This window comes from Exiguobacterium sp. BMC-KP, from assembly GCF_001275385.1.
In the GTDB taxonomy this organism is placed as follows: domain Bacteria; phylum Bacillota; class Bacilli; order Exiguobacteriales; family Exiguobacteriaceae; genus Exiguobacterium_A.
Window position 1 is genome coordinate 2,120,332 of the sequence record NZ_LGIW01000015.1, and the last position, 23,682, is coordinate 2,144,013.

The window sequence follows — 23,682 nt, forward strand, 5'->3', positions numbered from 1 at the left end:
TTCCGTCTAACGAAGGTACGCCTACTATACTGAGACTATCTACCTAAATCTCAAGCAGAAGGACGGAACGCTATGCCATCTTTATTTCTTTTTACGATCGTTTATCTGATTCCGACCTTCATCATGTTTTACATGTCGGTCGATATTTTTTTACGCAACCCATCACGCCCACAACATCGACTGCTCAGCTTATTCACATTCGCATACGGGATGTTATTCCTCGGTGAATTTTTCCGAAACGCCTCCCCAATCGAGTCGAGTCCAGCGTTCGTGACCTACTGGTTCGGTAATGCTGGTCTGATCGTCTTTAGTACGTCGCTTCACTTTATCTTTCGCATCTCGAACTTGTGGAAACGGATGCCACGACTCCTCTATCCGTGGCTCTTTTATTTACCGATGGGGATCGTACTGGCGACATATCTATTTCAGACGAACATCATCAACAGTCAACAATTCACGCAAGTCGGACAGTTCATCTATCCCGCCTTCAACACACAGTATTTAGTGACGATGACGGTCGGAAACGTCTTCCATCTTCTCGTCATCGGTCTGCTCGTGTACGCTCGGACTCAGTTGAAGGATGCCCGTCGCGGCATCATCAACGTCTTGCTGAGTGTCGCCGTTCTCGTCCTTGCGTGGGATGTCATCTTCGGCTACTGGTCGTTCTATGGCATCATGCCACCGTATGCTTATATGTATGGTGGTTTATTCTGGGCAGGAGCACTCGCGATCGCGATGCGTCGATTTGATTATCTCGCTTCCTATCAAAAGCGCTTCGCGACGCTTTACAACTTGAATCCTTCTGCCATCCTCTTACTCGACCGGGAAGGAAGAATCGAGAGTGCCAACCCAGCTGCCCATCGCCTGTTCGAAACAGATGATCTGACGGCGTGTACGTTTTCGACCTACTTACCAGAGAAAAAACAAGCCGATTGGACACTGCACTACATGACGCACTTTTTATCACACCGTAAGTTCAACGAATTCGAGACGAAGATTTTGACGGCACAGCAACAAGAACGCTACGTCGTCATGGACGCTGATTTCGTCTTCATCGAACAGGAACTGCACGGGATGCTGTTGATTCGTGATATCCAGTCCTTCAAGGAAGCGGAGCAGACGATTCGTTTTTTCGCCTATCATGATCCGCTAACGAAGATTGCCAATCGCCGGAGCTTTTACGAACGAGCGGCGCAAGAATTACTCGAGCTTGATCGCGTGGCGATCATCGTCGTCGATCTCGATGGTTTCAAAGCAATCAACGATACGTACGGGCATCAGATTGGCGATGCCTTTTTAATTCATATCGCTCGCCTTCTTGAAAAACATGCAGAACAACATGGTTTTGCTGCCCGAGTTGGGGGAGATGAGTTTTTCTTACTCTATCGTCATCCGACCGTTGCTGCGCTACATGCGTATGCGACAGATCTATTGATCTACTTGCACGACAATCCTTACCGGTTCGCTGAAGAAATCATTCAAATCCGAACGAGTATCGGACTCAGCTACTCACCGGATCATGGTGTTGACCTCGATACGTTGATTCAACATGCTGACCAAGCGATGTACCGTGTCAAACATGACGGAAAGAATGATTATTTCATTCATGATACGATGGACTCGACGCAACGATCCTAAAGGAGAGATTCCATGATTTCTGTACTGACGATTTTTTCACGCTTATTCAAGGGATTGCGCCGCGCCTTTCATCTGTCTTACTTTCGGGGACTATTGATTCTTTGCCTATTGACGCTCGTCTCCGGTACGATTTTCTACAGCACCGAAGAAAATCTTTCAATCGTTGATGCGCTTTACTTTTGCATCACAACACTGAGTACGGTCGGGCATCCTACTTTCGTTCCGACGACGACGCTCGGTAAGGTCTTTACAATGGGGTATATCACGATTGGTTGCGGACTATTTTTAACACTGATCGCCACGTTATCTTACGTTCTGATTAAACAACCGGAGGATGAATAAGGGGGAAACGACTTATGCGCCAAGCTGCCATCCAAAATAATTTTGACTGGTGTCGCCTCGTCTGTGAGTTAGCGGGCTGTCAGGTGACGGAAACCGAGGCGACCTGGCTTGCTCAAGGCAGCGTACCAAGCTATTATCCGGAACTGATGGTCCGGATGCCTCATCAGCGGATTGGTGCTACGGATATCTACAGCATCAAGGACTGCACAGCGAGCTATGATTTCTCGAGTGCCGGCCTCAGTCATCTGTTCACAGCAGAATGGATGACACGTCCTGCCATACTTGATCGTCGCGCCCTTCCTGTCGATTGGTCCGTCGTGACGGATCCGGTACAGTTTGCACGCTTTCAAGCCATTCAAGCGACAGCTGAATTACCAGATACCCTCTGGCAACACCCCGACGTTCGGTTCTTCTATTCCGAAGCCCAACAAGCGAGTTGCATCGCTTATTCGAATCAAGTAACGACTGGTTTAACATACGTCAGTTCTGATTATCTTGACGAACGATTGTGGGATGACATTGCGCGCTTGAGTTCAGCACACTTCCCCGGTCAACCGCTTGTCGGGTATGAGTATGGCGATCATTTGATCACAGCGCTCGAAGCTGGCTTTGACGACGTCGGTCCACTCGCCGTCTGGATTCGCACGACAAATGATCACGCATGAAAAAAACCGAACCGATTTCCTTCTTCTTAGCGAAGGCGAATCGGTTCGGTTTTTTTTACATCAAGCGACTAATGAACGCTGTCGCAATTCCGAAGTAGACAAGGAGCGACAGGATATCGTTCAAGGTCGTGATGAGTGGTCCGGATGCAATCGCTGGGTCAATCTTTAAGCGATGTAAGATGAGCGGAATGATCGTTCCAGCTAACGTTCCGAAAATCAACGTAATGACGAGCGAACTTCCGACGACAAGACCTAAAACGGCACTACCTTGCCAGACGTAGGCAATGATTGCAATCAAGATACCACAAATGACACCAATGATCAGACCAACCCAGAGTTCCCGCAGGATCAACCGTGTTGCGACCCGTTTATCGACTTCACGTGTGATTAACCCACGGACGACGACCGCCAGTGATTGGGTGCCGGTATTCCCGGTCATTCCGGCAATCATCGGCATGAAAAACGCGAGCGCAACGACTTTTGAGAGCGTCTCTTCGAACTGACTGATGATTGATCCGGAGACGAGGCCGATGAAGAGTAGCAGGACGAGCCACGGTAAGCGCCGCGTTGCCGCAATCCACGGCTTCGTCTCGAAATCGATCGATTTACCGGAAGCCGAGAGTTTCTCGATGTCTTCGTTCGCTTCCTCCCGTAAGACGTCAAGCGCGTCATCAACCGTAATCAGTCCGACGAGAACATCCCCTTCGACGACTGGTAACGAGACGAGGTCATAACGTTCGAATAATTGCGCGACTTCTTCCTGATCGGTCTCCGCTGCGACGCGAATCACCTTCGTCTCCATGACGTCACTGATTCGTTCCGTATTTTCAGCTAAGATGACATCCCGATATGAGATGACACCGACGAGTTCACTGAGTTGATTGACGACGTAGACGTAGTTGATTGTCTCTGAGTATTCGATGTAGTCACGCATCTTCTCGACCGTCTCGCCGACCGTGAAGTCCTCACCGACCCAAATGAATCGATTCGTCATCAAGCGTCCGGCCGTTTCCGGTGGATACGTCAAGAGATTACGGACAATCAGCGCCTCGTCCGTTCGCATGCTACCAAGCAACTGGTCAGTCTCTTCTGGTCCGAGTTCCTCAAGTAAATCCGCGACATCATCGTTCTCCATTAAATCAAGAACGTGTCCGGCGCGTTCGACATCTAAGCGACGTAAGACGGCTAGGCGTTGCTCCCCTTCGAGTTCCTCGAGCACATCCGCTAACCGTTCGTGATCAAGATAATCGAGGAGTCGTGCCTGATCGTCTTCTCCTAATTCTTCGTACACTTGCGCGATATCGTACGGATAAACTTCTTCGATGACTTGCTGTGCCTGTTCGCGTTTTTCCTTCGCGAGCGCATCGAGCAATAGCCACTTCCATTGTTGTTCTGCTGTCTGACGCAAACTCCTCACCCCCTGCATTCTGCCTTTTCATCTTAGCACGAGTTGATTCGCGATCGATATCGAAAAACAGTTGACATCTGTTTCCTATGGCTTTAAAGTTTGCCTTAAGGAAACATTATTAGTAGACCGAATCTTTCTCCATCGACATGGAGATTAAAATTTTTACACTATTTTTTGCCCTAAGGAAACTTTTCTTCTATATACCACAAATTAAAGGAGTGATCATTCATGTACGCCCTTGATGTTGAACGCCTCACGGTATCCTATTTTGATACGCATGCACTCGACGGGGTATCCGTCCGCATTCCAGTCGCTTCTCTGATTGGCGTCATCGGACCGAACGGCGCTGGTAAATCAACATTCTTAAAAGCCGTCCTTGGTTTAATCCCAGCTCGAATCGAGCAGTTACGTGTGCTCGACCAACCACTTGAAACGGTTCGGTCGCGTGTTGCTTACGTTCCACAACGAAGTGCCATCGATTGGGACTTTCCTGTCCGTGTACAAGATGTCGTTCTAATGGGATGTTATCCGAAACTCGGACTCTTCAAACGACCATCAAAGGCACAAAAGACCTTCGCCATGGAGTGCCTTGAGCGCGTCGGGATGGTCGACCATGCCGAGCGACAAATCGGTGAGCTGTCAGGTGGACAACAACAACGAGTCTTTCTCGCGCGTGCTCTGGCTCAAGAAGCAGAGCTCCTACTTCTTGACGAACCGTTCGTTGGCATCGATATCGCCAGTGAGCAGATGATCATCGAACTCTTACGGACTCTTCGCGCTGAAGGACGGACAATCATCGTCGTCCACCATGACTTGCATAAAGCGGAGGATTATTTTGATACCTTGATGTTGTTGAACAAACAACTGATCGCTGTCGGTCCCCCGTCTGATATCTTGACGCCAGAATGGCTCGAACCCGCGTACGGCTTACCACTATTTGAACGACGGAAGGAGGGACAAGGATGACATTCATCGAGGCATTACTTCACTATGACTTCTTACAAAAAGCGATGATTACGGCCGTCATGGTCGGCATCATTTGTGGTGTCATCGGCTGTTTCATCATCCTCCGCGGCATGTCGTTGATGGGCGACGCGATCTCGCACGCCGTTTTGCCTGGCGTTGCGATTTCTTATCTACTTGGAATCAACTTCTTGATTGGCGCTGTCGTCACAGGACTCGTGACGGCACTTGGAATCGGCTTCGTCAGTCAAAACAGCCGCATCAAGAACGATACGGCAATCGGTATCCTATTCACGTCCGCCTTTGCCCTTGGAATCATCCTGATTTCGTTCCTGCGCAGTAGTAGCGATCTTTATCATATCTTGTTCGGAAACGTCCTCGCGGTCCGACCGAGTGATATGTGGATGACCGTCGTCATCGGACTTGTCGTCCTTGGTGGAGTTTTCTTGTTCTACAAAGAGTTGTTGATCAGCTCGTTTGATCCAACGATGGCGCAAGCTTATGGTCTGTCGACACGCTGGATCCATTATGGACTGATGACGCTCTTGACGCTCGTCACGGTCGCTTCCCTTCAAACGGTCGGTATCATCCTTGTCGTTGCGATGCTCATCACACCAGCGGCGACCGCGTATTTACTGACGAACCGCCTCTCGCGGATGCTGTTCCTCGCGGCTGGCTTCGGAACATTGTCCGCTATCGTCGGGCTGTATTTCAGCTTTACGTATAACTTATCTTCCGGTGCTTCAATCGTCCTTGTCGCGACGACGCTGTTCGCACTCGTTTTCGTCTTCTCACCACGTCACGGTCTGATGCGTCACCGGAAACGAAAGGAGTCTACTGTATGAAACAAAAACTATTGCTATTCGTTCTCCTCAGCACCGTCTTACTCGCTGCCTGTTCGACGCCAGCAGAAGATAATGGCAAGCTGAAAGTCGTTGCGACGTATTCGATCCTTGCTGACCTCGCGCGCGAAGTCGGGGGTGAACATGTCGACGTCCACAGCATGGTCAAGATCGGGGCAAATCCGCATGAATATGATCCACTCCCGGCAGACGTACAAGCGATGGCGGATGCGGATGTCGTTTTCTATAATGGTTTGAATCTCGAAGCCGGTGGTGCTTGGTTCGATAAACTGCGGGCAACGACCGGCAAAGACGCGTCTGACGCACCGGTCTATCGTTTAAGCCAAGGCGTTGAACCGAAGTATCTGACGACAAAAGGCAAGGAATCCGAAACCGATCCACACGCGTGGCTCGATGTAAGTAACGGCATCCGGTACGTCGAAAACGTCAAGCAGGCATTAGTCAAGGAAGATCCAAAGCACAAAGCGGACTACGAGAAAAATGCCGATGCTTATATCAAGAAACTGCAGACGCTTGATCAGGAAGCGAAAAAACAATTTGCTTCCATCCCGAAAGCAGAACGTCATCTCGTCACGAGCGAAGGAGCCTTCAAATACTTCGGGACTGCCTATGACGTCAAAGCCGACTACATCTGGGAAATCAACTCGGATAATCAAGGGACTCCGGCACAAGTTCGCCGAATCGTCGACACAATCAAAAATCAAGATATCCCTGTCTTATTTGTTGAAACGAGTGTCGACCGCCGGAGCATGGAAACCGTTTCCCGTGAGACGGGTGTCCCGATCGGTGGTACGCTTTTCACTGACTCACTCGGTGCACCTGGTAAGGACGGCGACACGTACTACAACATGATGCAAGCAAATATCGAGACGATCACAACAGCCCTCGCAAAGTAAGCGTCAACAAATCGTCAAGCTTTCTAGGTGCAGCTTTCCTTATAATGAAAGCAAGACGATGAAAGAGAGGCTTACTATGCAGACACGACTGTATCGTTTCGCACTTCCACTCAGTCTCAGCCTGCTCCTTGCCGCGTGCGGAACAGCTGAGCAAACCGATGCGCCGAAAACGAAAGAAACACAACACGCAGACCACACCGATCACGCGAGTCATGGTGCTGGTGATCAACTCGAGAAAACAGCAGGACCGGACACGTTACCCGCTTTTCTCGATGAGCAGGATCAATCGATTCAAACGATTTATCACTCCGTCGCTAAATATCCCGATTTGTTGAAGAAGATGCCATGTTATTGTGGTTGCGGTGAATCTGCTGGTCATACGAGCAACTATGATTGTTTCATCGAAGAGCAGACTGCTACGTCAACAACTTGGACGACACACGGCATTACGTGTGGTACGTGCCTTGATATCGCGGCACAGTCAATCGTTGCCTATCAAAAAGGCAGTTCCGTCAAAGAAATTCGAACCGCAATCGATCAAGCTTATGCAAAGACTGGTGTCAAGCCGACGCCAACACTTTAACAAACAGTCCGCCCTTTCTCGCGATGAACGCAAGAAAAGGCGGACTGCTTTTTTCTGTCTTATTTTGCGCGCTCTTGACTTCGAGCGCGTAAGACGAACGGTCGACCCGACAATAACTCATCGAGTTGATAATACGTATGTGCTCGAATCGGTCGATCCGTTCGTGGAAGATGACGGAGTTCATACGCCACTTCGAGTAAGTAGAATTTATATTCCTCTGCCTCATCAAAACCGAAGCTCGCTCGCCGTTCCTCGATATACGCTAGAACACGTTCTTGTTGCGAGAAGGAGAGCCGCTGGACTTGAGGTGCGAGTGCTTCGTGCACAGAGAGCACGATTTCCCGTTCCGTTCGGTACAGCCGATGCATGACGCCACCGCTTTGACGTAAGGCAATCAAACGCGCGGGTCGATACGGACGTGGGTGCGGATGCGCATGGACGAGGTAACGTTCAATGGTCACTTGAGTCGGTCCTGCCGGTAAAGAGATGACGTCATACATACAAAATCGCTCCTTCTAAAAGTGATAGCTACTCTCATATGCTACCATATATATCCATGATTCTTACGTTGACGACAGAAGGGGAATCCATTTTCAAAGTTTCGCAACTGGTTTTAAGACGAAGCGAGCGTGGAACAGATGGAGAGAACCGATTCACATACAGAAAGGATGATTGTCGATGTCGAACATGTCCGCTGTTGGTTTCCACCGACACTTACCGTTAACAGAACAAGAGAGTCTGATTGATTTGGAACTGCCACGCCCGAAAGCATCCGGATACGATCTATTAGTTGAGATCAAAGCCGTCTCCGTCAACCCAGTCGATACAAAAGTTCGTGCCCACGGGAAAGATGAAGATGCCCCGAAGGTCATCGGGTATGACGCATCAGGAGTCGTCGTTGAGGTCGGTGATGGTGCTTCCCTCTTCCAAGTTGGTGATGAAGTTTATTACGCCGGTGCGATTCAACGTCCTGGCTCAAACAGTGATTTTCAACTCGTCGATGAACGAATCGTCGCTAAAAAACCGGAACGGTTGACCTTTAGTGAAGCCGCCGCTCTGCCTTTGACGACACTAACCGCCTACGAAGCATTGACTGATCGTCTCGGATTGACGTTTGATGCTAAATCGAATCTCGAGAAAACGATCCTCATCATCGGAGCAGCTGGCGGTGTTGGTTCGATCGCGACGCAACTCGCGAATCACGCTGGACTGACAGTCATCGGAACGGCGTCGCGTGACGAGACGATCGACTGGGCGAAAGAACATGGTGCACATCATACGATCAATCACCACGAGGCATTCCGTCCGCAGCTAGAAGCACTCGGTTATCAATATGTCGACTACATTTTCTGCTTGAATGCGACAGACCAACATTTCGAGACGATGGTCGATGTGATTGCACCGCAAGGGAAAATCTGCAGCATCGTCGAGACAGATCAAAAACTCGATTTGAGTGCGCTGCAACAAAAGAGTGCAACGTTTGTTTGGGAGTTCATGTTCACCCGTCCGCTGTTTGAGACAGATGACATGATTCGTCAACATGAAATCCTAACGCAAGTCGCAGCTTGGATTGAAGAACACACGCTCGAGACGACGGTAACTCAGACATTGATCGGCATGAACGCCGAAAATCTAAAAGAAGCACATCGTCTCGTCGAGAGTGGAAAAACGATCGGGAAAATTGTCGTTGAACATCATTAAATGAATTAAAGCAGGATGGGACGATGCTCTCGTCCTGTTTTTTGTCGTTCTTTGTGAACATGAATCTCTTACTTTGAAGATAATTTTGACATTATGACTATATTTATCCGTCTAAAAAATGTACGATTACGGTAACAAAATATTCTAAAGAAATACATCTAATTCGGATTGACTCTAATATATAAAGGGGCATCGATAATCTATATGAAAAAATGGTTCAACCAAAAAATCAGTCGACAGATCATGTCGTCGTTTTATCTGATTCTCATTGCCCTATCCATCTCATCCATCGCCGCCTATTTTTATACAAATCATCAGGTCGCACAGGCAAAACAAGAACTAGATGCGATTAGTGTGCGCGAAGACCGGGCGACGAAACTTTGGGACGATTGGCAATCACTTCAGTACGAAATGCGCGGTTATATCGTCTTTGGAGATGACGCGGTACTTGACGTCATCGATGAGAAAAAAGTGTCACTTGAACAACAGACCGCTTGGTTCGAGAAAAATCGTCTGTACAAAGCTGATGAAGTCTATGCGTCGGATATTCGGTCGCTCTACAACTCTTACACGAATTTCGTCATGCCAAGCTTGATTAAATACGTCCAGGCAAAACAAGAAGGAAAGATTGACGAACGCTTTCTGCAGATGCCAAGTCTGAAAGCGATGATGCCAGCAGTACCACGAGACCCAAATCGGAAGTTCAAGATGAATGCCTCGAACAGTGAGACGATGCGTAAAAGCGTCAACACGATGGAGAGTACGTTCACAAACTATCGGAGCAGTCTCCGCGTGAAAGAAATCGGTGCGAAAGAGCAACTCGTCACGCAGACGAAGTATGCCGAGTGGATCTGGCTCGTCAACCTACTCGTCCTGTTCCTCGTCATCTTGTTGATCGTCCGCCCGTTCATCGAACGGACGACGCGACAAATTCATCTCCTCAGCAAGGAAAGTAAACTACTTGCGAGTGGTGAGCATACGTTACCTTTGATTCCACTCAATCGTGCTGATGAAATCGGTGAATTGAGTAAATCGTTCCATCAAATGGCGACAGCCTTAATCGAAAATAAACACCAATTGATGTCGACGAACGTCAATTTGGAAGATGCCTTGAAACTGACGCAACGGAATGAATCTCACTTGCGTCTACGGAACCAATTGACGGAAACACTCGCATCACGTGATAGCATCAGCGCTTATCCTGCCGTCATCCAAAAGATGGTCGAGATTACGAATGCGACGCAAGGCGCCTTGATTTTCAAGGATGGTACGAAAGTAATCGATATCGTCTTTTATCCGAAGACGAACCTGACGATCGACGACTGGATGCCGACGATCGAACCGTTACTACGTGAAGCACGACAAGACAAACGACCGCATACGCAATTCGAACACGAAGTCGCACGCGCCGTCACACCGGTCCTAGATCCGAGTCAAAACGAAATCATCGCCTATATCTTCTTATCTCGTGGTCAAGCTCCGTTTGATCGTTACGAACAAGAAGAACTAGCAGCCTTTGCGCGCCAGCTGGCGTTATCCCTACTTCGGATGCGGACGTTTGACGAGATTGAACGCGAACGAGAGAAAACGGCACGACTGCTGAACTCGATTCGTGAATCGATCGTGTATATCGAACCAGACGGTGACATTCAGTTGATCAACCGACCGCTCCTTGATCTGTTTGATCATCCAATTGATGAGAGTATCGATGAGAACGGACTGATGAACATCACATCGTCTGTCGTTCAACTTAAACATCGCGTGGATCAACTACCGGAATTTGAACGTTACTTGAAAAAGACATTCGTTCAGCGGGAAATCGGCGAAGGCATCACCTTCTCGATTGATCACGAGCGCCGCTTCATCAAGACATACTCAGAGAGTATCCATTATGGCGGGCAGTTCCGCGGCATTTTGCTCGTCTTACGGGACGTGACAAATGAAGTCGAGATCGACCGGATCAAAAACGAACTCGTCTCGACGATTTCGCACGAACTCCGGACACCGCTCTCGTCGATCTATGGCTTTACCGAGCTGATGATTCAGCGCGATTTGCCACCGAAACGTCAAAAGACGTATTTAGAAGCGGTCCACTCGGAAACAGAACGTTTATCGCTGTTGATCAACGACTTCCTCGACTTGCAACGGATGGAAGCGAACCGTCAGGAATACGAAATGGCACCATTTGATATCGTTGCGATGATTCGTGATTTGAAACAGTTGCATAGCCTATCATCTTCGTCCCACGTGATTCAGATTTCACGGAATGTCGAACCGTTGATCGTCGAAGGAGATGCGAAGAAGATTCGCCAACTGTTCAGTAACCTGATCAACAATGCAATCAAATATTCACCAGCTGGTGGAACGATCCAGATTCAGCTGACGCAACAAGAGACTCGTGTCACAGTTGCGATTCAAGACAATGGAATCGGTATCCCGGCTTCAGCAATGAGTAACCTGTTCCAAAAATTCTATCGTGTCGACAACTCGGATACTCGCCAAATCGGTGGTACCGGACTTGGACTCTCGATTTGTCGCGAAATTGCTCGTGGACATGATGGGGAAATCCATGTCGAATCAATCGAAGGACAAGGCTCGACGTTCACGGTTGAACTTCCATTAACACAACATACATGATGCATACGAAAAAGCGCCAGAATGCGAATCAGCATTCCGGCGCTTTTTGAGTTAGGTAATTTTATGAGTTGAGACGGCTCGCGACTTCCACCGTCCGTTTCGCTTGATGGCGCACAGCTGGTTCGACCGATTCGACCATGTTGCCTTCTTGGTCGACCGTGACCGAGGTACCATATGGATTTCCGCCTGCAGCAAACAAGACAGGATCCGAATACCCAGGTGCCGCAACGATTGCGCCCCAGTGGAACATCGTCGTATAGACCGCGAGAACCGTCGCTTCTTGACCGCCATGCGGGTTCTGTGCCGACGACATCGCACTGACGACTTTATTGACGAGTTTGCCTTGTGCCCAAAGTCCGCCTGTCGTATCAAGGAACTGTTGGAATTGTCCCGGAACATGACCATAACGTGTCGGAACACTAAAGATGATTGCATCTGCCCAGTCGAGTAGATCCGGTGTCGCTTCTTCGATATCACGCGTTGCATCCGTATGTTTTTGCCACAATGGGTTCGAAGCGATCGCTTCTGCTGGGGCTGTCTCCTTGATTTTCGCAAGACGGACTTCTGCCCCTGCTGCTTCTCCTGCTTCTTTTGCCCATGAGGCAAGTTGGTGGTTCGTTCCGGTTGCGCTGTAATAAATGACCGCTAGTTTCACGTTTGACATGACTTCTCTCCTTTTTTAAAAGACAGTGACGGACGATGGACGTACACGCTTTCTATTCCCGCTTTCCATTTAAATTAACGCCAATTGTTTGAATTCAAGAGAAAATTTAGACCAATTCTTTGTCTACATCATGGAACGAGCAAACATGACTGTCCACATCCGAACGTTCCGTCATCAAACGTTTAGGGTAAAGAACGTGTGACGACACACGTAAGGAGTACTGACCATGGCGATTCGCTACACCCTTTATCTGTTACTCGGCATGCTGAAGTTCATGCTGTTTAGTTACTTTACAAAGACCGATCTTTCGCTCCATTTAACACTCATGAACCTGGCCGGGATACTGATCCTGTCGAGCTGGACGTTACTGATTCCGTGGAATAAACGCCGCTGGGTCTGGCTCGGTTTGCTGCTCGCTCATAGTTTCTTGCTTGCTTCCGACATGTGGTACTACCGTTACTTCGAGGACTTCCTCTCCGTCTCGCTCCTCTCACAGATGACGCAGATGAGTGACGTCAGCAGCGGCTTTACCGCCTTGATCGTACCGCAAGATTTCCTCTTGTTCGCTGATAGTTTGATTTTCGTACTACTACTCTTTGTCTTCCGCAAACGACCAGAAGTGACGACGAAGCAAACACGACGCCGGACGGCTGGGCTACTCGCAATTAGTGGCATCGTCTTGTCTGCTTCACTGCTGACGTACCGGACGCTAACGGAAGATTGTCAACCAACGGCAACAATCTCCGATATGCGTGACTACTACCTGTTTGGTTTCTGGGGATACCACGGGTGGGATGTGTTCAAAGGTGTGACCGGACGACCGAGCGACGGACTAACGGCACAGGAACAACAGCGCATCAATCAAAAGGAGAAGACGAATCCGACCGGTGCGAAGCAGACGCCGAATATCATTTTGGTGCAGCTTGAGTCGTTCCAGGCTTCTGTCATCGACCAGACCATCAATGGCGAGGAAGTAACGCCGAACCTGAATCAGTTGAAGAAGGAATCGCTCTACTTTTCGTCGCTCTACCACCAGACGCATGAAGGACGAACTTCGGACGCCGAGTTCATTACGAACACTTCACTTTATCCATTAAAATCAGGCTCTGTCTATACGCAATATCCAACGAATGAATTCGAGCCACTTCCTGCATTGCTTGAGAAAAACGGATACGATACGGCCGCGATGCATGCCTATGAAAAAGGCTTCTGGAATCGTGACGATGTCTACAAGAACATCGGTTTTAAGCACTTCTTCAGTCAAAAGGATTATTCAAAAGAGAAGAAAATCGGGATGGCGCTAAACGATCAACAATTCTTCCTCGAATCGATTGATCACATGAAGACGCTGCAAGAACCGTTCTTCTCGTTTTTAGTCGCGTTGACGAGTCATACGCCGTATGAGATCGACAAGGAAGACCAGAAGCTTGATCTGTCCGGCTATGAGGATCCGATGCTGAAACGGTATTACCAAACCGTTCATTACGTCGATACTGGTATCGGAAAGATGATCGACGAGTTGAAACAACGCGATCTTTGGGATCAGTCCCTCGTCATCTTTTATGGCGATCACGATAGTGGACTCGTCAATGAAGGCAGTGAGATGCGCAAAAAAGCAGATGTCTCGTCTCCAGTAGCAGCTTTCGAACTCGAACGACGCATCCCACTCTTCATCAAAAAACCCGACCAGCAAACCGGTCGGGTCATGAAAGAGAATGGCGGACAAATTGATATCGCACCTACGATCATTGATCTGTTGAATCTCAAAACGTCCTATATGATGGGACAATCCCTCATCGACGACAAGCCGAATCTGACAGGTTTCCGTGATGGTTCGTTCCGCTATAAAGACTATTACTATGAAGCGGATTTGACGAAAGCATCAGGCGAAGGCACTTGTTATGATGTACAGACTGAGAAAAAGGTCGAGATGAAGTTCTGTCGGAATCAGGTCAAAGATGTGAGTAAACAGTTAAAACTGTCGGATAAGATCATCGAAGAGAACGAACTGAATTAATCACATCGTGTCTAATTTTCATAATAAACAAGCCTGACTTCGTTCATGTCTCATGATTAGTCAGGCTTGTTTATTCGTTGCGTTACTTTTACGAATCCATCAGTAGCAAGTAAAATGATCTTCGAGCCATTGCCATTCTTCGTCAAACAAGACCCCTCTTTTTGTTTGAATGATCCAATGAAATAGTTTAGGAATCGTCTGACAGGAATGCTGATAGCGATATAAAAATCGAAGAGCGATCAGGACTTCATCCGTTTGTATTTGTCGCGTTTGCTTCAACAATGTTTGTAAACGTTTGATTACCGGTTCAATCGCTACTTCATTACCATGTCGCTCAATTGCGACCAACGCATACTCTCTCACATTGCTGGATCGATCTTTTAGTCCATGCAAAAATATCGAAAGATCTAATCCATTTCCAAGTTCACTCAGTGCAGCTAGAGCCGAATGCCTAACGTCGCCTCGAGAATGATCTAACAAAGGAATCAAATAAGGAACGGCTCGTTCTGTTCCAATCGTTGCTAAAACAAAATTAGCACTCACGACATCAAAAGAGTTATTTGATGTCGTAATCAAACGAATTAATGCATCCTCTGCTACTTCACCTCGACACACTCGTAATGCTTGAATCGCAGCCTCTCGAACAGACGACCGAGAATCGTCTACGTATTTTACAATTTGTTCTGCATCATAGATGTATTGTTGTTTTGCTAGTTCTTCTAAAATGCTTTCGAGAAATATTGGCTTTGTCTCCTGCTCTAGTTTCTCAAGTAATAACATACCTGCACGAATATCTCTCGAATTCACACCAATCGTTCCAATCATAAAATAAAGATGTTGTTTTTTTTCTGCTTGTTTTACTTTGTCGAGTAAAGTGTTCAATATTGGAAGCATATTCGCACCCTTCAATTGACTCACTCTTTCATACGCTAAGTCAGATGGTGAGCCTTCGTTCGTATAGCACTTCAATTCTTCATTGTAGAGGTACTCTTCTTCAGACATTTGTTCAACTACATTTAGAATCTCATCATCCTTCATATTTTTCAGTTGCTCCTTATTCCGTTAAATATCTTTTTAACTTTTTTCTAAAGCAAACTGAATCAACTGATACGATAACCAAAACATCAAACATCCTATTCCAAAATCTAATATTTTCCAAGCTTTTGGTTTTTTAAAGATAGGAATTAACCATCTCGCTCCGTATCCTAAACTGAAAAACCAGACAAATGAGGCAATCAGTGCTCCGATCAAGAAATTAACTTTTTGATCAAATGTCAAAGTTCCAGCTATTCCAGCTATTCCACCTATCACGACGACTGTATCTAAATACACATGTGGATTTAAAAGTGTAATTGCTAATGTGAGTAAGATCGTTTTGTGAATGGGGATGACTTTAGGATTTGTTGAAATATCAATTGTATGTGATGACGATAATGCACTACGGAAAGATTTGAATCCGTATAAGAGTAAAAATAGTCCTCCGATAATCGCAAGACCAACATTTGCAAACGTATTATTCTTAATAACAGTACCGACGCCTAGTACACCTGTACACATCAACAACACATCACATAAGAAACATACTAGCGCTACCCAGAAAATATTATTTTTCAGTAAACCCTGTTTAAGAACAAACGCGTTTTGGGCACCGATTGCGACGATGAGCGTACCTGACGTTACTATGCCTTTTAAAATTTCATTCACTTAATTGTCGACCTCTCTTCTTATTCTTAAATGTGAGGAATACGCTGTATGTAATTCTTCCAAATATTAAGTATACTATTGCAAACAAAAAGTACCGAACCCTATTTACTAGGATTCGGTACTTAAGACGAAAATAGCTTACATCATTCCGCCCATTCCACCCATACCGCCCATATCAGGCATTGCAGGAGCAGATCCAGCTGGTTCTGGTTTATCAGCGATGACTGCTTCCGTTGTTAAGAACATCGCTGAAACCGATGCTGCGTTTTGAAGTGCTGAACGCGTCACTTTCGCCGGGTCGACGATTCCTGTCTCGATCATGTCGACATACTCGTCTGTTGCCGCATTGTAGCCCATTCCTGGTGCTTCGTGCTTGAGACGCTCAACGATGACCGAACCTTCTTGACCCGCGTTTTCCGCGATTTGACGAAGTGGTGCTTCAAGTGCACGAAGAACGATGTTGACACCTGTCGCTTCGTCGCCTGTTGAAACCGACAGAATCGATTCGACAGCTTTCGTGACATGAATGAGAGCTGTTCCCCCACCTGCGACGATACCTTCTTCGACCGCTGCACGTGTCGCGTTGAGTGCATCTTCAATCCGGAGCTTACGTTCTTTGAGCTCTGTCTCCGTTGCCGCCCCGACTTTGACGACTGCTACGCCACCTGCGAGTTTCGCAAGACGCTCTTGTAATTTCTCACGATCGAAGTCACTTGTCGTCTCTTCGATTTGCGCACGGATCGTACCGACGCGTGCTTCGATCGAATCCCCGTGTCCGTGTCCTTCGACGATCGTCGTGTTGTCTTTTGAAACGACGACTTTTGAGGCGCGACCGAGTTGCGTGATTTGTGTTTCCTTCAGATCAAGACCGAGGTCTTCTGTGATCAACTCTGCGCCTGTGACGATCGAGATGTCCTCAAGCATCGCTTTCCGACGATCACCAAAGCCTGGTGCTTTGACCGCTACCGCGTTGAACGTACCACGGAGTTTGTTGACGACGAGTGTTGCGAGTGCTTCACCTTCGACGTCTTCCGCGATGATCAAGAGTGGTTTGTTTTGTTGAACGACTTGCTCAAGCACCGGAAGAATCTCTTGAATGTTCGAGATCTTTTTGTCCGTGACGAGGATATAAGGGTTCTCAAGGACCGCTTCCATCTTATCTGAATCCGTGATCATGTATGGTGACGCGTAACCACGGTCGAACTGCATCCCTTCGACGACGTCGAGTTCTGTCGTGAAGCCACGTGATTCTTCGATCGTGATGACACCATCTTGACCAACACGTTCCATCGCTTCTGCGATCAATTGACCGACTTCTTCGTCTGCTGCTGAGATGGCTGCGACTTGTGCAATCGCTTCTTTACCTTCAATCGGTTTAGCGATTGTATGCAACTCTTCGACAGCACGACGGACCGCTTTTTCGATTCCTTTACGGATGACCATCGGGTTTGCGCCCGCTGTGACGTTTTTGAGACCTTCCCGAATCATCGCTTGTGCGAGGACTGTCGCTGTTGTCGTACCATCCCCTGCAATCTCATTCGTTTTTGAGGCAACTTCTGCGACGAGTTTTGCACCCATGTTCTCGAAGTGATCTTCGAGTTCGATTTCTTTCGCGATCGTCACACCATCATTCGTGATAAGTGGTGAACCGAACTTCCGCTCGAGGACGACGTTGCGTCCTTTTGGTCCGATCGTGACTTTGACTGCATCCGCTAATGCGTCGACCCCGCGGAGCATTGCCCGACGTGCTTCTTCACTGAATAAAATCTCTTTTGCCATGACTGAAATCCCCCTTTAGATGATTGACTGAATTACTCGGCTACTGCCAAAATATCGCTTTCGCGTAAAATTAAGTATTCATTGCCGTCGACTTTGACTTCCGAACCGGCATATTGTGCATAGATGACGTGATCTCCGACACTCACTTCAAGTGGTACACGTACGCCTTGCTCTGTCACACGGCCTGTACCGACAGCGACGACTTTACCCTCTTGTGGTTTTTCTTTCGCTGACCCAGGAAGAACGATTCCTCCGAGTGTTGTTTCTTCTTTTTTAACGACTTCGATCACGATGCGATCACCAAGTGGTTTTAACATGCGAAACATCCTCCTTGAAAATGACTGTTTTTTAGCACTCACTTTCGTTGAGTGCTAACATATTTTTATCTTATACGCTTTCTCTCCTGAATTCAAGCCTGAACCTTTATCCGTTTTCCCGAAATCGACACCTTTGAATCATCGTCAATCGTGCGCCCGGACCGTTTGTTTGTTACAATCGGGACAGTACCTTCATTACAAAGGAGTTGTGTCCTGTACGATGAAAAATCCAATCAGTCTGCCTTTCCTGATGGCGGAGAAATGGCAAAAGCGTCACGTCATTCCGATCATCATCTATCTGATCGTCCAATTGGTTCCGGGTTCGTTCCAGTATTTCCTGCCGAAGAACATCATTGCTGACGTCGCCGGCTGGTGGCTTGCAATCGGCTTCACGGTTGCCGTCATCGTCTCCTACTACTGCTTACGCCCTGATTGGCAGAAGTGGAAGGCAGAAGGACGTCAAACCGATCCGATGGATACCTTAAAATGGATCGGGATCGGGATTGCGCTCCTGTATGCACTCTTGATCAGCGTCAACTTAATCGATGCCTGGATGGCAGGTGGAATTGAGAATGTCGCGAAATCACAAAATACGGATCAGATCATCCAAGCAATCCAAGTCATCCCACTCTTACAAGTCATGGTCGTCTTGCTAGGACCCATCATGGAAGAGTTCTTGTTCCGGCACATCATGTTCGGCAATCTTTCATCGAAGCTCGGCTTCTTCTTTAGCTTCATCCTGACGGGTGGCTTATTCGCCCTGATCCACCAAGATAACAAGTTTTTGATCTATGTCGCGATGAGTTTCGTCTTCTCGCTCGTCTTCGTCAAGACGCGCCGGATCCTTGCTCCAATCGCCATTCATGTCTTTAACAACGGAATCGTCGTACTCGCCATCTACGCGATGTCTTAATTTACGAAAGGTCGTGTTTTCATGCGTCAAAGCTCGAACTTCATGGCAGTGTTCTATGCCATCTTCGGTGTTCTCTTTATGTTCCTCGCCTACAACAACTCAGTCGAGGCAGGAACGGTCTTCAACTTCTGGACGATCCTCCTGACGTTGTTCGCCGCAATCGACTTCTATCGTCTCTACCTGATTTTCCGCTTCCGCTCAGCAGCAAAGAAGATGATCAAGAAGGAACAAGATAAAAAGAACGATAAGCAATAAAAAAACGAGGTTTCCGTCATGCGGAAATCTCGTTTTTTGGTTTATTCTTTCGCTTGTCCTTTGCGGTAGGAATCGATGATCGTTTTCGCCACATCGAGACTTAACCGCTCATCGAGGACCAAGTTCTTGATCATATTGACGAATTCGACATCTTCCTGTTGCACCGAATCAATCCGCTCGATCAACTGGTTCAACTTCGCCCGGACGGTCGGATAAGACACTTGATAGGCGCTTGCCATGTCCTTCAACGAACCGGAGCTTAAGACGAACTTCCGGATGAACTCGAGATGCTCCTGTTCAAGTGCCAGTACCCAGGCAGGTACGTCTTGTCGTTCCATCGTGTTCCCTCACTTCTCTTACAAATCTTGAATCTCCATCCGCTCTTTCTCACGCTTCAATTGTTTGCGACGCGAATCGACGCCCATCTCAGCCATTGAGATCATCAAACATATGCCGGCAAACGTCCCCATCCGAATCACTGATTCTCGATCCGATGTGTGTGGTCCTGTTCCGTAATACCAGTAAATTCCGAGACCGATGATGATGGCTGGAATGATGAGACTAAAGAGTCTTCCACGTCTCGCCAAGTAAAATTGTACGATACAGACTGTGACAATACCAATGACGATTCCTACCATTTGCATCCTATCGCCTCTTCTCTATGATTATATAAATAATATTGACTTTAAAATTAATAATATTAAATATAAATTTAATTATAATCAAAAATAAGAAGTTTTCTTTAAAAACAATCTACTTTAATCTATTTTTACATACGAAAAAAAGAAGGACTGACAAGTCAGTCCTTCCCAATACCTACGACGATCACGCACTGCGGACGTCGTCTTTCTTATTTTCTGTCGACATGAACGTATCGAGTTGGTCTTCATCAAGAACACCTTCCCACTTCGCGATGACAAGTGAAGCGAGCGTGTTTCCTGTGACGTTGACAACCGAGCGCATCATATCCATGATTCGGTCAATCCCTGCGATGAAGGCAAGTCCTTCTGCCGGGATACCGACCGTACCGAGTGTTGCAAGTAACACGACGAATGAGACGCCTGGAACGGCAGCCATCCCTTTTGATGTCAGCATCAAGACGAAGACGAGTGTGATTTGAGTCCCAATCGAAAGATCAATGCCGTACATCTGCGCGATGAACAAAGCTGCGAGCGCTTGATAGAGTGCTGATCCATCGAGATTAAACGAATAACCCGTCGGTACGACGAAGCTGACGATTGATTTCGGAACGCCCATCTTCTCCAATTTTTCCATGATTCGTGGAAGAACTGTTTCTGAAGAGGCTGTCGAATACGTCAGTAGCAATTCATCTTTGAAAACTCGGACGAAGTCCGATACCCGAACACCAACCCACTTCATGATGCCACCGAAGACGATGACCATAAAGAGAAGAGCAGTGACGTATAATGTCGCGATAAGCTTAAATAACGAACCAAGCGAGTCAATCCCAAACGTCGAGACTGTCACACCGATTAAGGCAAAGACACCGATCGGTGCGAACTTCATAACGATGTTAACGAGATTGAACATCGCCGCTGCGACACCTTCAAAGAAACGAATGACCGGTTGACCCTTCTCTCCTGCAAAACCGACACCGAGTCCGAATAAGACTGAGAAGAAAATAATAGCAAGCATATCCCCGCGGACCATCGCATCGAGAATGTTCGTCGGCACGATGTTGACGATTTTTTCGACGAGTCCTTCGTCTTTTGTCGTTTCTTCTGTTGCGACATACGATGAGATATCCGTTTTATCGAGTGTCGACATATTGATACCAGCACCCGGTTCAATCAGATTTGCTGCAAATAATCCCGTGAAGATGGCAATCATCGTCACGATCGTGAAGTAACCGAGCGTCTTAACACCGAGACGTCCGAGACTTTTCGGGCTACCGACCGATGAGACACCGAGGACGATCGTCGTGAAGACGATTGGGACGACAATCATTTTCATCATCCGGATAAAGATGTCACCGATTGGCTTGAGCCACTCCGCGACATGGGGATTCCCATAAAATACACCACCGACTGTGATCCCGAGAATCAAGCCGATTAAAATCTGCCAGGCAAGGCCAATTGGCTTACGTTTCGTAGTTGTCATACTCTTCCTCCTTATACATCCGTCTTACTTGTATCCTACATGTAGTGGAACATAACTAGAATTTTGTCTTAAATACAGCACATTGTCAAATCCTCCTGTTATAGTACAAAAACGAAATATATACAAAAAAACATCCAAAATCCGCTTGTTTCCAAGCATTTTGGACGTTTTAACATTATTCAATATTATTGATTGACGCGTTCCTCAATCAACGCGCGGTTGCGTTTTTTAAAGACTTCATTGTGTGACGAGACCATCGCTACTTTTGGTGCTTCCGGTTCGATGAAACGTTTCGCTCGGTTGACGGCGTTTGCCGCATCTTGGAAGGCACCCGAGATCAAATGGACTTTCCCGTCGTGCGAAAGAATATCTCCTGCTGCATACAAACCCGGTACACTCGATTCACTCGCCGCATTTCCAGCGATGTAAAAATCATCAGCCCGTGCGATATCTAGATCACAGGCGTCAAGCAAGGCCGCATCCTGTTCATACCCATGATTGATGATGACTTCATCAATCGGAATCTCAACGATTTCATCCGTTTGACAGTCGATCAATTCAACCGACGCGATCCGTTGATGATCGGGACTTGCGATCAACTTGTGAATCGTCGTGTTCAAGAGGCAAACAGCTGAGCTTTTGACGAGCTGGTCGACTTGCGCCTCGTGCCCTGAAAAACAATCTCGGCGATACGTGACGTAGACTTTTTTTGCGACCGGTTCGAGCTCGTTCGCCCAGTCAATCGCCGAGTTCCCACCACCTGATACGATGACGGTCTTTCCTTTAAAGCGTTCAATCGATTTAACGGTATAGTTCAAGTTCGAGACTTCAAAGCGTTCCGCGCCCTCGACTTTTAATTTTTGTGGATTGAGGATTCCCCCACCGACTGCGACGATGACCGTCTTCGAATAATGAATCCGACCCGATTCGGCTTCTAAGACGAAGTTTCCGAAGACGTCTTTTGCAATCGAGATGATCTTTTCATTCAATTGAACAGTTGGTTGGAACGTCAATCCTTGTTCGACGAGTTGAGCCATGAGTTTTTCACCGGTGATCGGCGGTTGTCCACCGACGTCCCAGATCATCTTTTCCGGATAGACGTGCAGTTTTCCTCCGAGTTCTGCTTGATACTCGATCAATTTCGTCTTCATACCCCGAAGACCACTATAGAACGTCGAATATAACCCTGCTGGTCCTCCACCGATGATCGTTACGTCGAACAACTCTTGTTCCCTCATCTCACTCACTCCTCATCCTCGATTGTTATTGATTATCATTCTCACTCCCTCATGATAACGTGAACATCTCTTGAACACAAGAAAAAATGTTGACAGCGTTTTTATGGGACTGGTATGGTTAGTGAGACGATAGTGATAATCATTATCAGTGAAAACGGAGAGAAAACGAAGGAGTCGTCGCTCATGGTACGTCTAGCAACAGAAGAAATCAATATCGGCTACGGTGATCGTCCCATCGTCAAAGACTTATCCGTCCAGATTCCCGATCGTCAGATTACGACGATCATCGGTGCGAATGGATGCGGTAAATCGACTTTGCTGAAAGCGATGACACGGATTATTCCCCATCAATCGGGACGTGCGTTGCTCGATGGTCTCGATATCGCGAAGGAAAGCACGAAGCTGCTTGCTCGGAAAATGGCTATTCTGCCACAAACTCCGGAAAGTGCAAGTGGTCTAACGGTCGCAGAGCTCGTCTCATACGGTCGTTTCCCTTATCAAAAAGGATTCGGACGCTTGACGAAACACGATTACGAGATCATCGATTGGGCACTCGAAGCAACGGATACGATGGCGTTCAAACATCGTCCGGTCGACGCGTTGTCGGGTGGTCAACGTCAACGGGTCTGGATTGCGATGGCACTTGCCCAAGAGACGGACATCATCTTCCTCGATGAGCCGACGACTTACCTCGACCTCGCCCACCAACTCGAGGTGCTCGAGCTACTCGAGCATCTCAACCGGACCGAAGGACGGACGATCGTCATGGTCTTACATGATTTGAATCAAGCGGCACGCTTCGCCGACTACATCATCGCCATGAAAAACGGCGAAGTCGTCAAAGCCGGGACGTGCGAGGAAGTCATCGCAAAAGATGTCTTACAAGAAGTATTCCATATCGACGCTGAAATCGGACGCGATCCGCGGACGAACAAGCCGATGTGTATCACCTACAACTTAATTAAGGGAGATTGAATC

General features: G+C 47.5%; 24 protein-coding genes. 13 read left to right on the forward strand and 11 right to left on the reverse strand.

Annotation, left to right across the window (positions count from 1 at the left end; all coding sequences use genetic code 11):
* The first annotated feature begins 72 nt into the window (after positions 1-72).
* From ADM98_RS16585 to ADM98_RS16595, 3 genes are read left to right on the forward strand one after another with little or no spacing between them, the layout of a single operon-like run.
* Positions 73-1,638, forward strand: coding sequence for a sensor domain-containing diguanylate cyclase (locus ADM98_RS16585; RefSeq protein ID WP_053454450.1), 1,566 nt, complete (start codon positions 73-75; stop codon positions 1,636-1,638).
* Between the two features lie 12 nt (positions 1,639-1,650).
* Positions 1,651-1,980, forward strand: a complete 330-nt coding sequence (locus ADM98_RS16590) for a potassium channel family protein (RefSeq protein ID WP_053454451.1) — start codon at positions 1,651-1,653, stop codon at positions 1,978-1,980.
* Positions 1,981-1,994: 14 nt separating this feature from the next.
* Positions 1,995-2,645 carry a hypothetical protein gene (locus ADM98_RS16595; protein ID WP_053454452.1) on the forward strand — a complete coding sequence of 217 codons (651 nt, stop codon included), beginning with the start codon at positions 1,995-1,997 and terminating at the stop codon, positions 2,643-2,645.
* Between the two features lie 55 nt (positions 2,646-2,700).
* Here ADM98_RS16595 and mgtE read toward each other — a convergent pair whose 3' ends face one another.
* Positions 2,701-4,053 (reverse strand): magnesium transporter, encoded by a 1,353-nt coding sequence (gene mgtE / locus ADM98_RS16600; protein WP_053454453.1) that lies wholly within the window; start codon positions 4,051-4,053, stop codon positions 2,701-2,703.
* A gap of 228 nt (positions 4,054-4,281) precedes the next feature.
* On the opposite strand from mgtE, the gene ADM98_RS16605 reads away from it, so the two are divergent.
* The 4 genes from ADM98_RS16605 (at position 4,282) to ADM98_RS16620 (ending at position 7,358) form a co-directional block, all read left to right on the forward strand.
* Entirely contained in the window at positions 4,282-5,019 is a 738-nt protein-coding gene (locus tag ADM98_RS16605; protein ID WP_053454454.1) for a metal ABC transporter ATP-binding protein, read from the forward strand.
* On the forward strand, positions 5,016-5,861 hold the full coding sequence (locus ADM98_RS16610; protein ID WP_053454455.1) for a metal ABC transporter permease: 846 nt from the start codon (positions 5,016-5,018) through the stop codon (positions 5,859-5,861). Before ADM98_RS16605 ends, ADM98_RS16610 begins: the two co-directional genes overlap by 4 nt.
* Entirely contained in the window at positions 5,858-6,775 is a 918-nt protein-coding gene (locus tag ADM98_RS16615; protein ID WP_053454456.1) for a metal ABC transporter substrate-binding protein, read from the forward strand. Before ADM98_RS16610 ends, ADM98_RS16615 begins: the two co-directional genes overlap by 4 nt.
* Before the next feature lie 76 nt (positions 6,776-6,851).
* Complete coding sequence (locus tag ADM98_RS16620; RefSeq protein ID WP_053454457.1) at positions 6,852-7,358, forward strand: PCYCGC motif-containing (lipo)protein; 507 nt, start codon at positions 6,852-6,854, stop codon at positions 7,356-7,358.
* A gap of 59 nt (positions 7,359-7,417) precedes the next feature.
* Here ADM98_RS16620 and ADM98_RS16625 read toward each other — a convergent pair whose 3' ends face one another.
* The gene (locus tag ADM98_RS16625) at positions 7,418-7,858 is read right to left on the reverse strand and encodes a hypothetical protein (protein ID WP_053454458.1); all 441 of its coding nucleotides are present in this window, start codon (positions 7,856-7,858) and stop codon (positions 7,418-7,420) included.
* Between the two features lie 187 nt (positions 7,859-8,045).
* Here ADM98_RS16625 and ADM98_RS16630 point away from each other — a divergent pair, with 187 nt between their 5' ends.
* A complete protein-coding gene (locus ADM98_RS16630) occupies positions 8,046-9,059 on the forward strand; it encodes a zinc-binding alcohol dehydrogenase family protein (RefSeq protein ID WP_053454574.1) in 1,014 nt (337 codons plus the stop codon).
* A 204-nt stretch (positions 9,060-9,263) separates the two neighbouring features.
* Positions 9,264-11,696: a HAMP domain-containing sensor histidine kinase gene (locus ADM98_RS16635; protein WP_053454459.1), complete on the forward strand. Its 2,433-nt coding sequence runs from the start codon at positions 9,264-9,266 to the stop codon at positions 11,694-11,696.
* Positions 11,697-11,757: 61 nt separating this feature from the next.
* On the opposite strand, the gene wrbA is transcribed toward ADM98_RS16635, so the two are convergent.
* Positions 11,758-12,360, reverse strand: coding sequence for an NAD(P)H:quinone oxidoreductase (gene wrbA, locus ADM98_RS16640; RefSeq protein WP_053454460.1), 603 nt, complete (start codon positions 12,358-12,360; stop codon positions 11,758-11,760).
* Positions 12,361-12,586: 226 nt separating this feature from the next.
* Between wrbA and ADM98_RS16645 the strand changes: the two genes are divergently transcribed.
* The gene (locus tag ADM98_RS16645) at positions 12,587-14,377 is read left to right on the forward strand and encodes an LTA synthase family protein (RefSeq protein ID WP_053454461.1); all 1,791 of its coding nucleotides are present in this window, start codon (positions 12,587-12,589) and stop codon (positions 14,375-14,377) included.
* Between the two features lie 99 nt (positions 14,378-14,476).
* Here ADM98_RS16645 and ADM98_RS16650 read toward each other — a convergent pair whose 3' ends face one another.
* The 4 genes from ADM98_RS16650 to groES form a co-directional block, all read right to left on the reverse strand.
* Positions 14,477-15,415, reverse strand: a complete 939-nt coding sequence (locus ADM98_RS16650; RefSeq protein WP_053454462.1) for a HEAT repeat domain-containing protein — start codon at positions 15,413-15,415, stop codon at positions 14,477-14,479.
* A 36-nt stretch (positions 15,416-15,451) separates the two neighbouring features.
* Positions 15,452-16,081, reverse strand: a complete 630-nt coding sequence (locus tag ADM98_RS16655; protein ID WP_053454463.1) for a LysE/ArgO family amino acid transporter — start codon at positions 16,079-16,081, stop codon at positions 15,452-15,454.
* Positions 16,082-16,219: 138 nt separating this feature from the next.
* Entirely contained in the window at positions 16,220-17,860 is a 1,641-nt protein-coding gene (groL, locus tag ADM98_RS16660; RefSeq protein ID WP_029342811.1) for a chaperonin GroEL, read from the reverse strand.
* A gap of 32 nt (positions 17,861-17,892) precedes the next feature.
* Positions 17,893-18,177, reverse strand: a complete 285-nt coding sequence (gene groES / locus ADM98_RS16665; RefSeq protein WP_023469587.1) for a co-chaperone GroES — start codon at positions 18,175-18,177, stop codon at positions 17,893-17,895.
* A gap of 220 nt (positions 18,178-18,397) precedes the next feature.
* Between groES and ADM98_RS16670 the strand changes: the two genes are divergently transcribed.
* Both ADM98_RS16670 and ADM98_RS16675 read left to right on the forward strand, forming a co-directional pair.
* Positions 18,398-19,090, forward strand: a complete 693-nt coding sequence (locus ADM98_RS16670) for a CPBP family intramembrane glutamic endopeptidase (protein ID WP_053454464.1) — start codon at positions 18,398-18,400, stop codon at positions 19,088-19,090.
* Positions 19,091-19,111: 21 nt separating this feature from the next.
* Positions 19,112-19,345 carry a DUF4305 domain-containing protein gene (locus ADM98_RS16675; protein ID WP_053454465.1) on the forward strand — a complete coding sequence of 78 codons (234 nt, stop codon included), beginning with the start codon at positions 19,112-19,114 and terminating at the stop codon, positions 19,343-19,345.
* A gap of 41 nt (positions 19,346-19,386) precedes the next feature.
* Here ADM98_RS16675 and ADM98_RS16680 read toward each other — a convergent pair whose 3' ends face one another.
* The 4 genes from ADM98_RS16680 to ADM98_RS16695 all read right to left on the reverse strand — a co-directional run bounded on the left by ADM98_RS16680 (position 19,387) and on the right by ADM98_RS16695 (position 22,704).
* Positions 19,387-19,683 carry a DUF2089 family protein gene (locus tag ADM98_RS16680; RefSeq protein WP_053454466.1) on the reverse strand — a complete coding sequence of 99 codons (297 nt, stop codon included), beginning with the start codon at positions 19,681-19,683 and terminating at the stop codon, positions 19,387-19,389.
* Positions 19,684-19,701: 18 nt separating this feature from the next.
* The gene (locus ADM98_RS16685) at positions 19,702-19,989 is read right to left on the reverse strand and encodes a hypothetical protein (protein ID WP_053454467.1); all 288 of its coding nucleotides are present in this window, start codon (positions 19,987-19,989) and stop codon (positions 19,702-19,704) included.
* A gap of 181 nt (positions 19,990-20,170) precedes the next feature.
* Complete coding sequence (locus ADM98_RS16690) at positions 20,171-21,466, reverse strand: cation:dicarboxylate symporter family transporter (protein WP_053454468.1); 1,296 nt, start codon at positions 21,464-21,466, stop codon at positions 20,171-20,173.
* A 185-nt stretch (positions 21,467-21,651) separates the two neighbouring features.
* Positions 21,652-22,704, reverse strand: a complete 1,053-nt coding sequence (locus tag ADM98_RS16695) for an NAD(P)/FAD-dependent oxidoreductase (protein WP_053454469.1) — start codon at positions 22,702-22,704, stop codon at positions 21,652-21,654.
* 183 nt (positions 22,705-22,887) lie between these two features.
* Here ADM98_RS16695 and ADM98_RS16700 point away from each other — a divergent pair, with 183 nt between their 5' ends.
* Complete coding sequence (locus ADM98_RS16700) at positions 22,888-23,679, forward strand: ABC transporter ATP-binding protein (RefSeq protein WP_023469594.1); 792 nt, start codon at positions 22,888-22,890, stop codon at positions 23,677-23,679.
* The last annotated feature ends 3 nt before the right edge of the window (positions 23,680-23,682 follow it).

Coding starts and splice junctions, on each gene's coding strand:
- groL (WP_029342811.1), bottom strand. CDS start 17,860: ATGGCAAAAGAGATTTTATTCAGTGAAGAAGCACGTCGGGCAATGCTC.
- ADM98_RS16625 (WP_053454458.1), bottom strand. CDS start 7,858: ATGTATGACGTCATCTCTTTACCGGCAGGACCGACTCAAGTGACCATT.
- ADM98_RS16645 (WP_053454461.1), top strand. CDS start 12,587: ATGGCGATTCGCTACACCCTTTATCTGTTACTCGGCATGCTGAAGTTC.
- ADM98_RS16620 (WP_053454457.1), top strand. CDS start 6,852: ATGCAGACACGACTGTATCGTTTCGCACTTCCACTCAGTCTCAGCCTG.
- ADM98_RS16590 (WP_053454451.1), top strand. CDS start 1,651: ATGATTTCTGTACTGACGATTTTTTCACGCTTATTCAAGGGATTGCGC.
- ADM98_RS16675 (WP_053454465.1), top strand. CDS start 19,112: ATGCGTCAAAGCTCGAACTTCATGGCAGTGTTCTATGCCATCTTCGGT.
- ADM98_RS16635 (WP_053454459.1), top strand. CDS start 9,264: ATGAAAAAATGGTTCAACCAAAAAATCAGTCGACAGATCATGTCGTCG.
- ADM98_RS16585 (WP_053454450.1), top strand. CDS start 73: ATGCCATCTTTATTTCTTTTTACGATCGTTTATCTGATTCCGACCTTC.
- ADM98_RS16685 (WP_053454467.1), bottom strand. CDS start 19,989: ATGCAAATGGTAGGAATCGTCATTGGTATTGTCACAGTCTGTATCGTA.
- ADM98_RS16610 (WP_053454455.1), top strand. CDS start 5,016: ATGACATTCATCGAGGCATTACTTCACTATGACTTCTTACAAAAAGCG.
- ADM98_RS16695 (WP_053454469.1), bottom strand. CDS start 22,704: ATGAGGGAACAAGAGTTGTTCGACGTAACGATCATCGGTGGAGGACCA.
- ADM98_RS16690 (WP_053454468.1), bottom strand. CDS start 21,466: ATGACAACTACGAAACGTAAGCCAATTGGCCTTGCCTGGCAGATTTTA.
- ADM98_RS16670 (WP_053454464.1), top strand. CDS start 18,398: ATGAAAAATCCAATCAGTCTGCCTTTCCTGATGGCGGAGAAATGGCAA.
- ADM98_RS16630 (WP_053454574.1), top strand. CDS start 8,046: ATGTCCGCTGTTGGTTTCCACCGACACTTACCGTTAACAGAACAAGAG.
- ADM98_RS16650 (WP_053454462.1), bottom strand. CDS start 15,415: ATGAAGGATGATGAGATTCTAAATGTAGTTGAACAAATGTCTGAAGAA.
- ADM98_RS16605 (WP_053454454.1), top strand. CDS start 4,282: ATGTACGCCCTTGATGTTGAACGCCTCACGGTATCCTATTTTGATACG.
- wrbA (WP_053454460.1), bottom strand. CDS start 12,360: ATGTCAAACGTGAAACTAGCGGTCATTTATTACAGCGCAACCGGAACG.
- ADM98_RS16700 (WP_023469594.1), top strand. CDS start 22,888: ATGGTACGTCTAGCAACAGAAGAAATCAATATCGGCTACGGTGATCGT.
- groES (WP_023469587.1), bottom strand. CDS start 18,177: ATGTTAAAACCACTTGGTGATCGCATCGTGATCGAAGTCGTTAAAAAA.
- ADM98_RS16615 (WP_053454456.1), top strand. CDS start 5,858: ATGAAACAAAAACTATTGCTATTCGTTCTCCTCAGCACCGTCTTACTC.
- ADM98_RS16595 (WP_053454452.1), top strand. CDS start 1,995: ATGCGCCAAGCTGCCATCCAAAATAATTTTGACTGGTGTCGCCTCGTC.
- ADM98_RS16680 (WP_053454466.1), bottom strand. CDS start 19,683: ATGGAACGACAAGACGTACCTGCCTGGGTACTGGCACTTGAACAGGAG.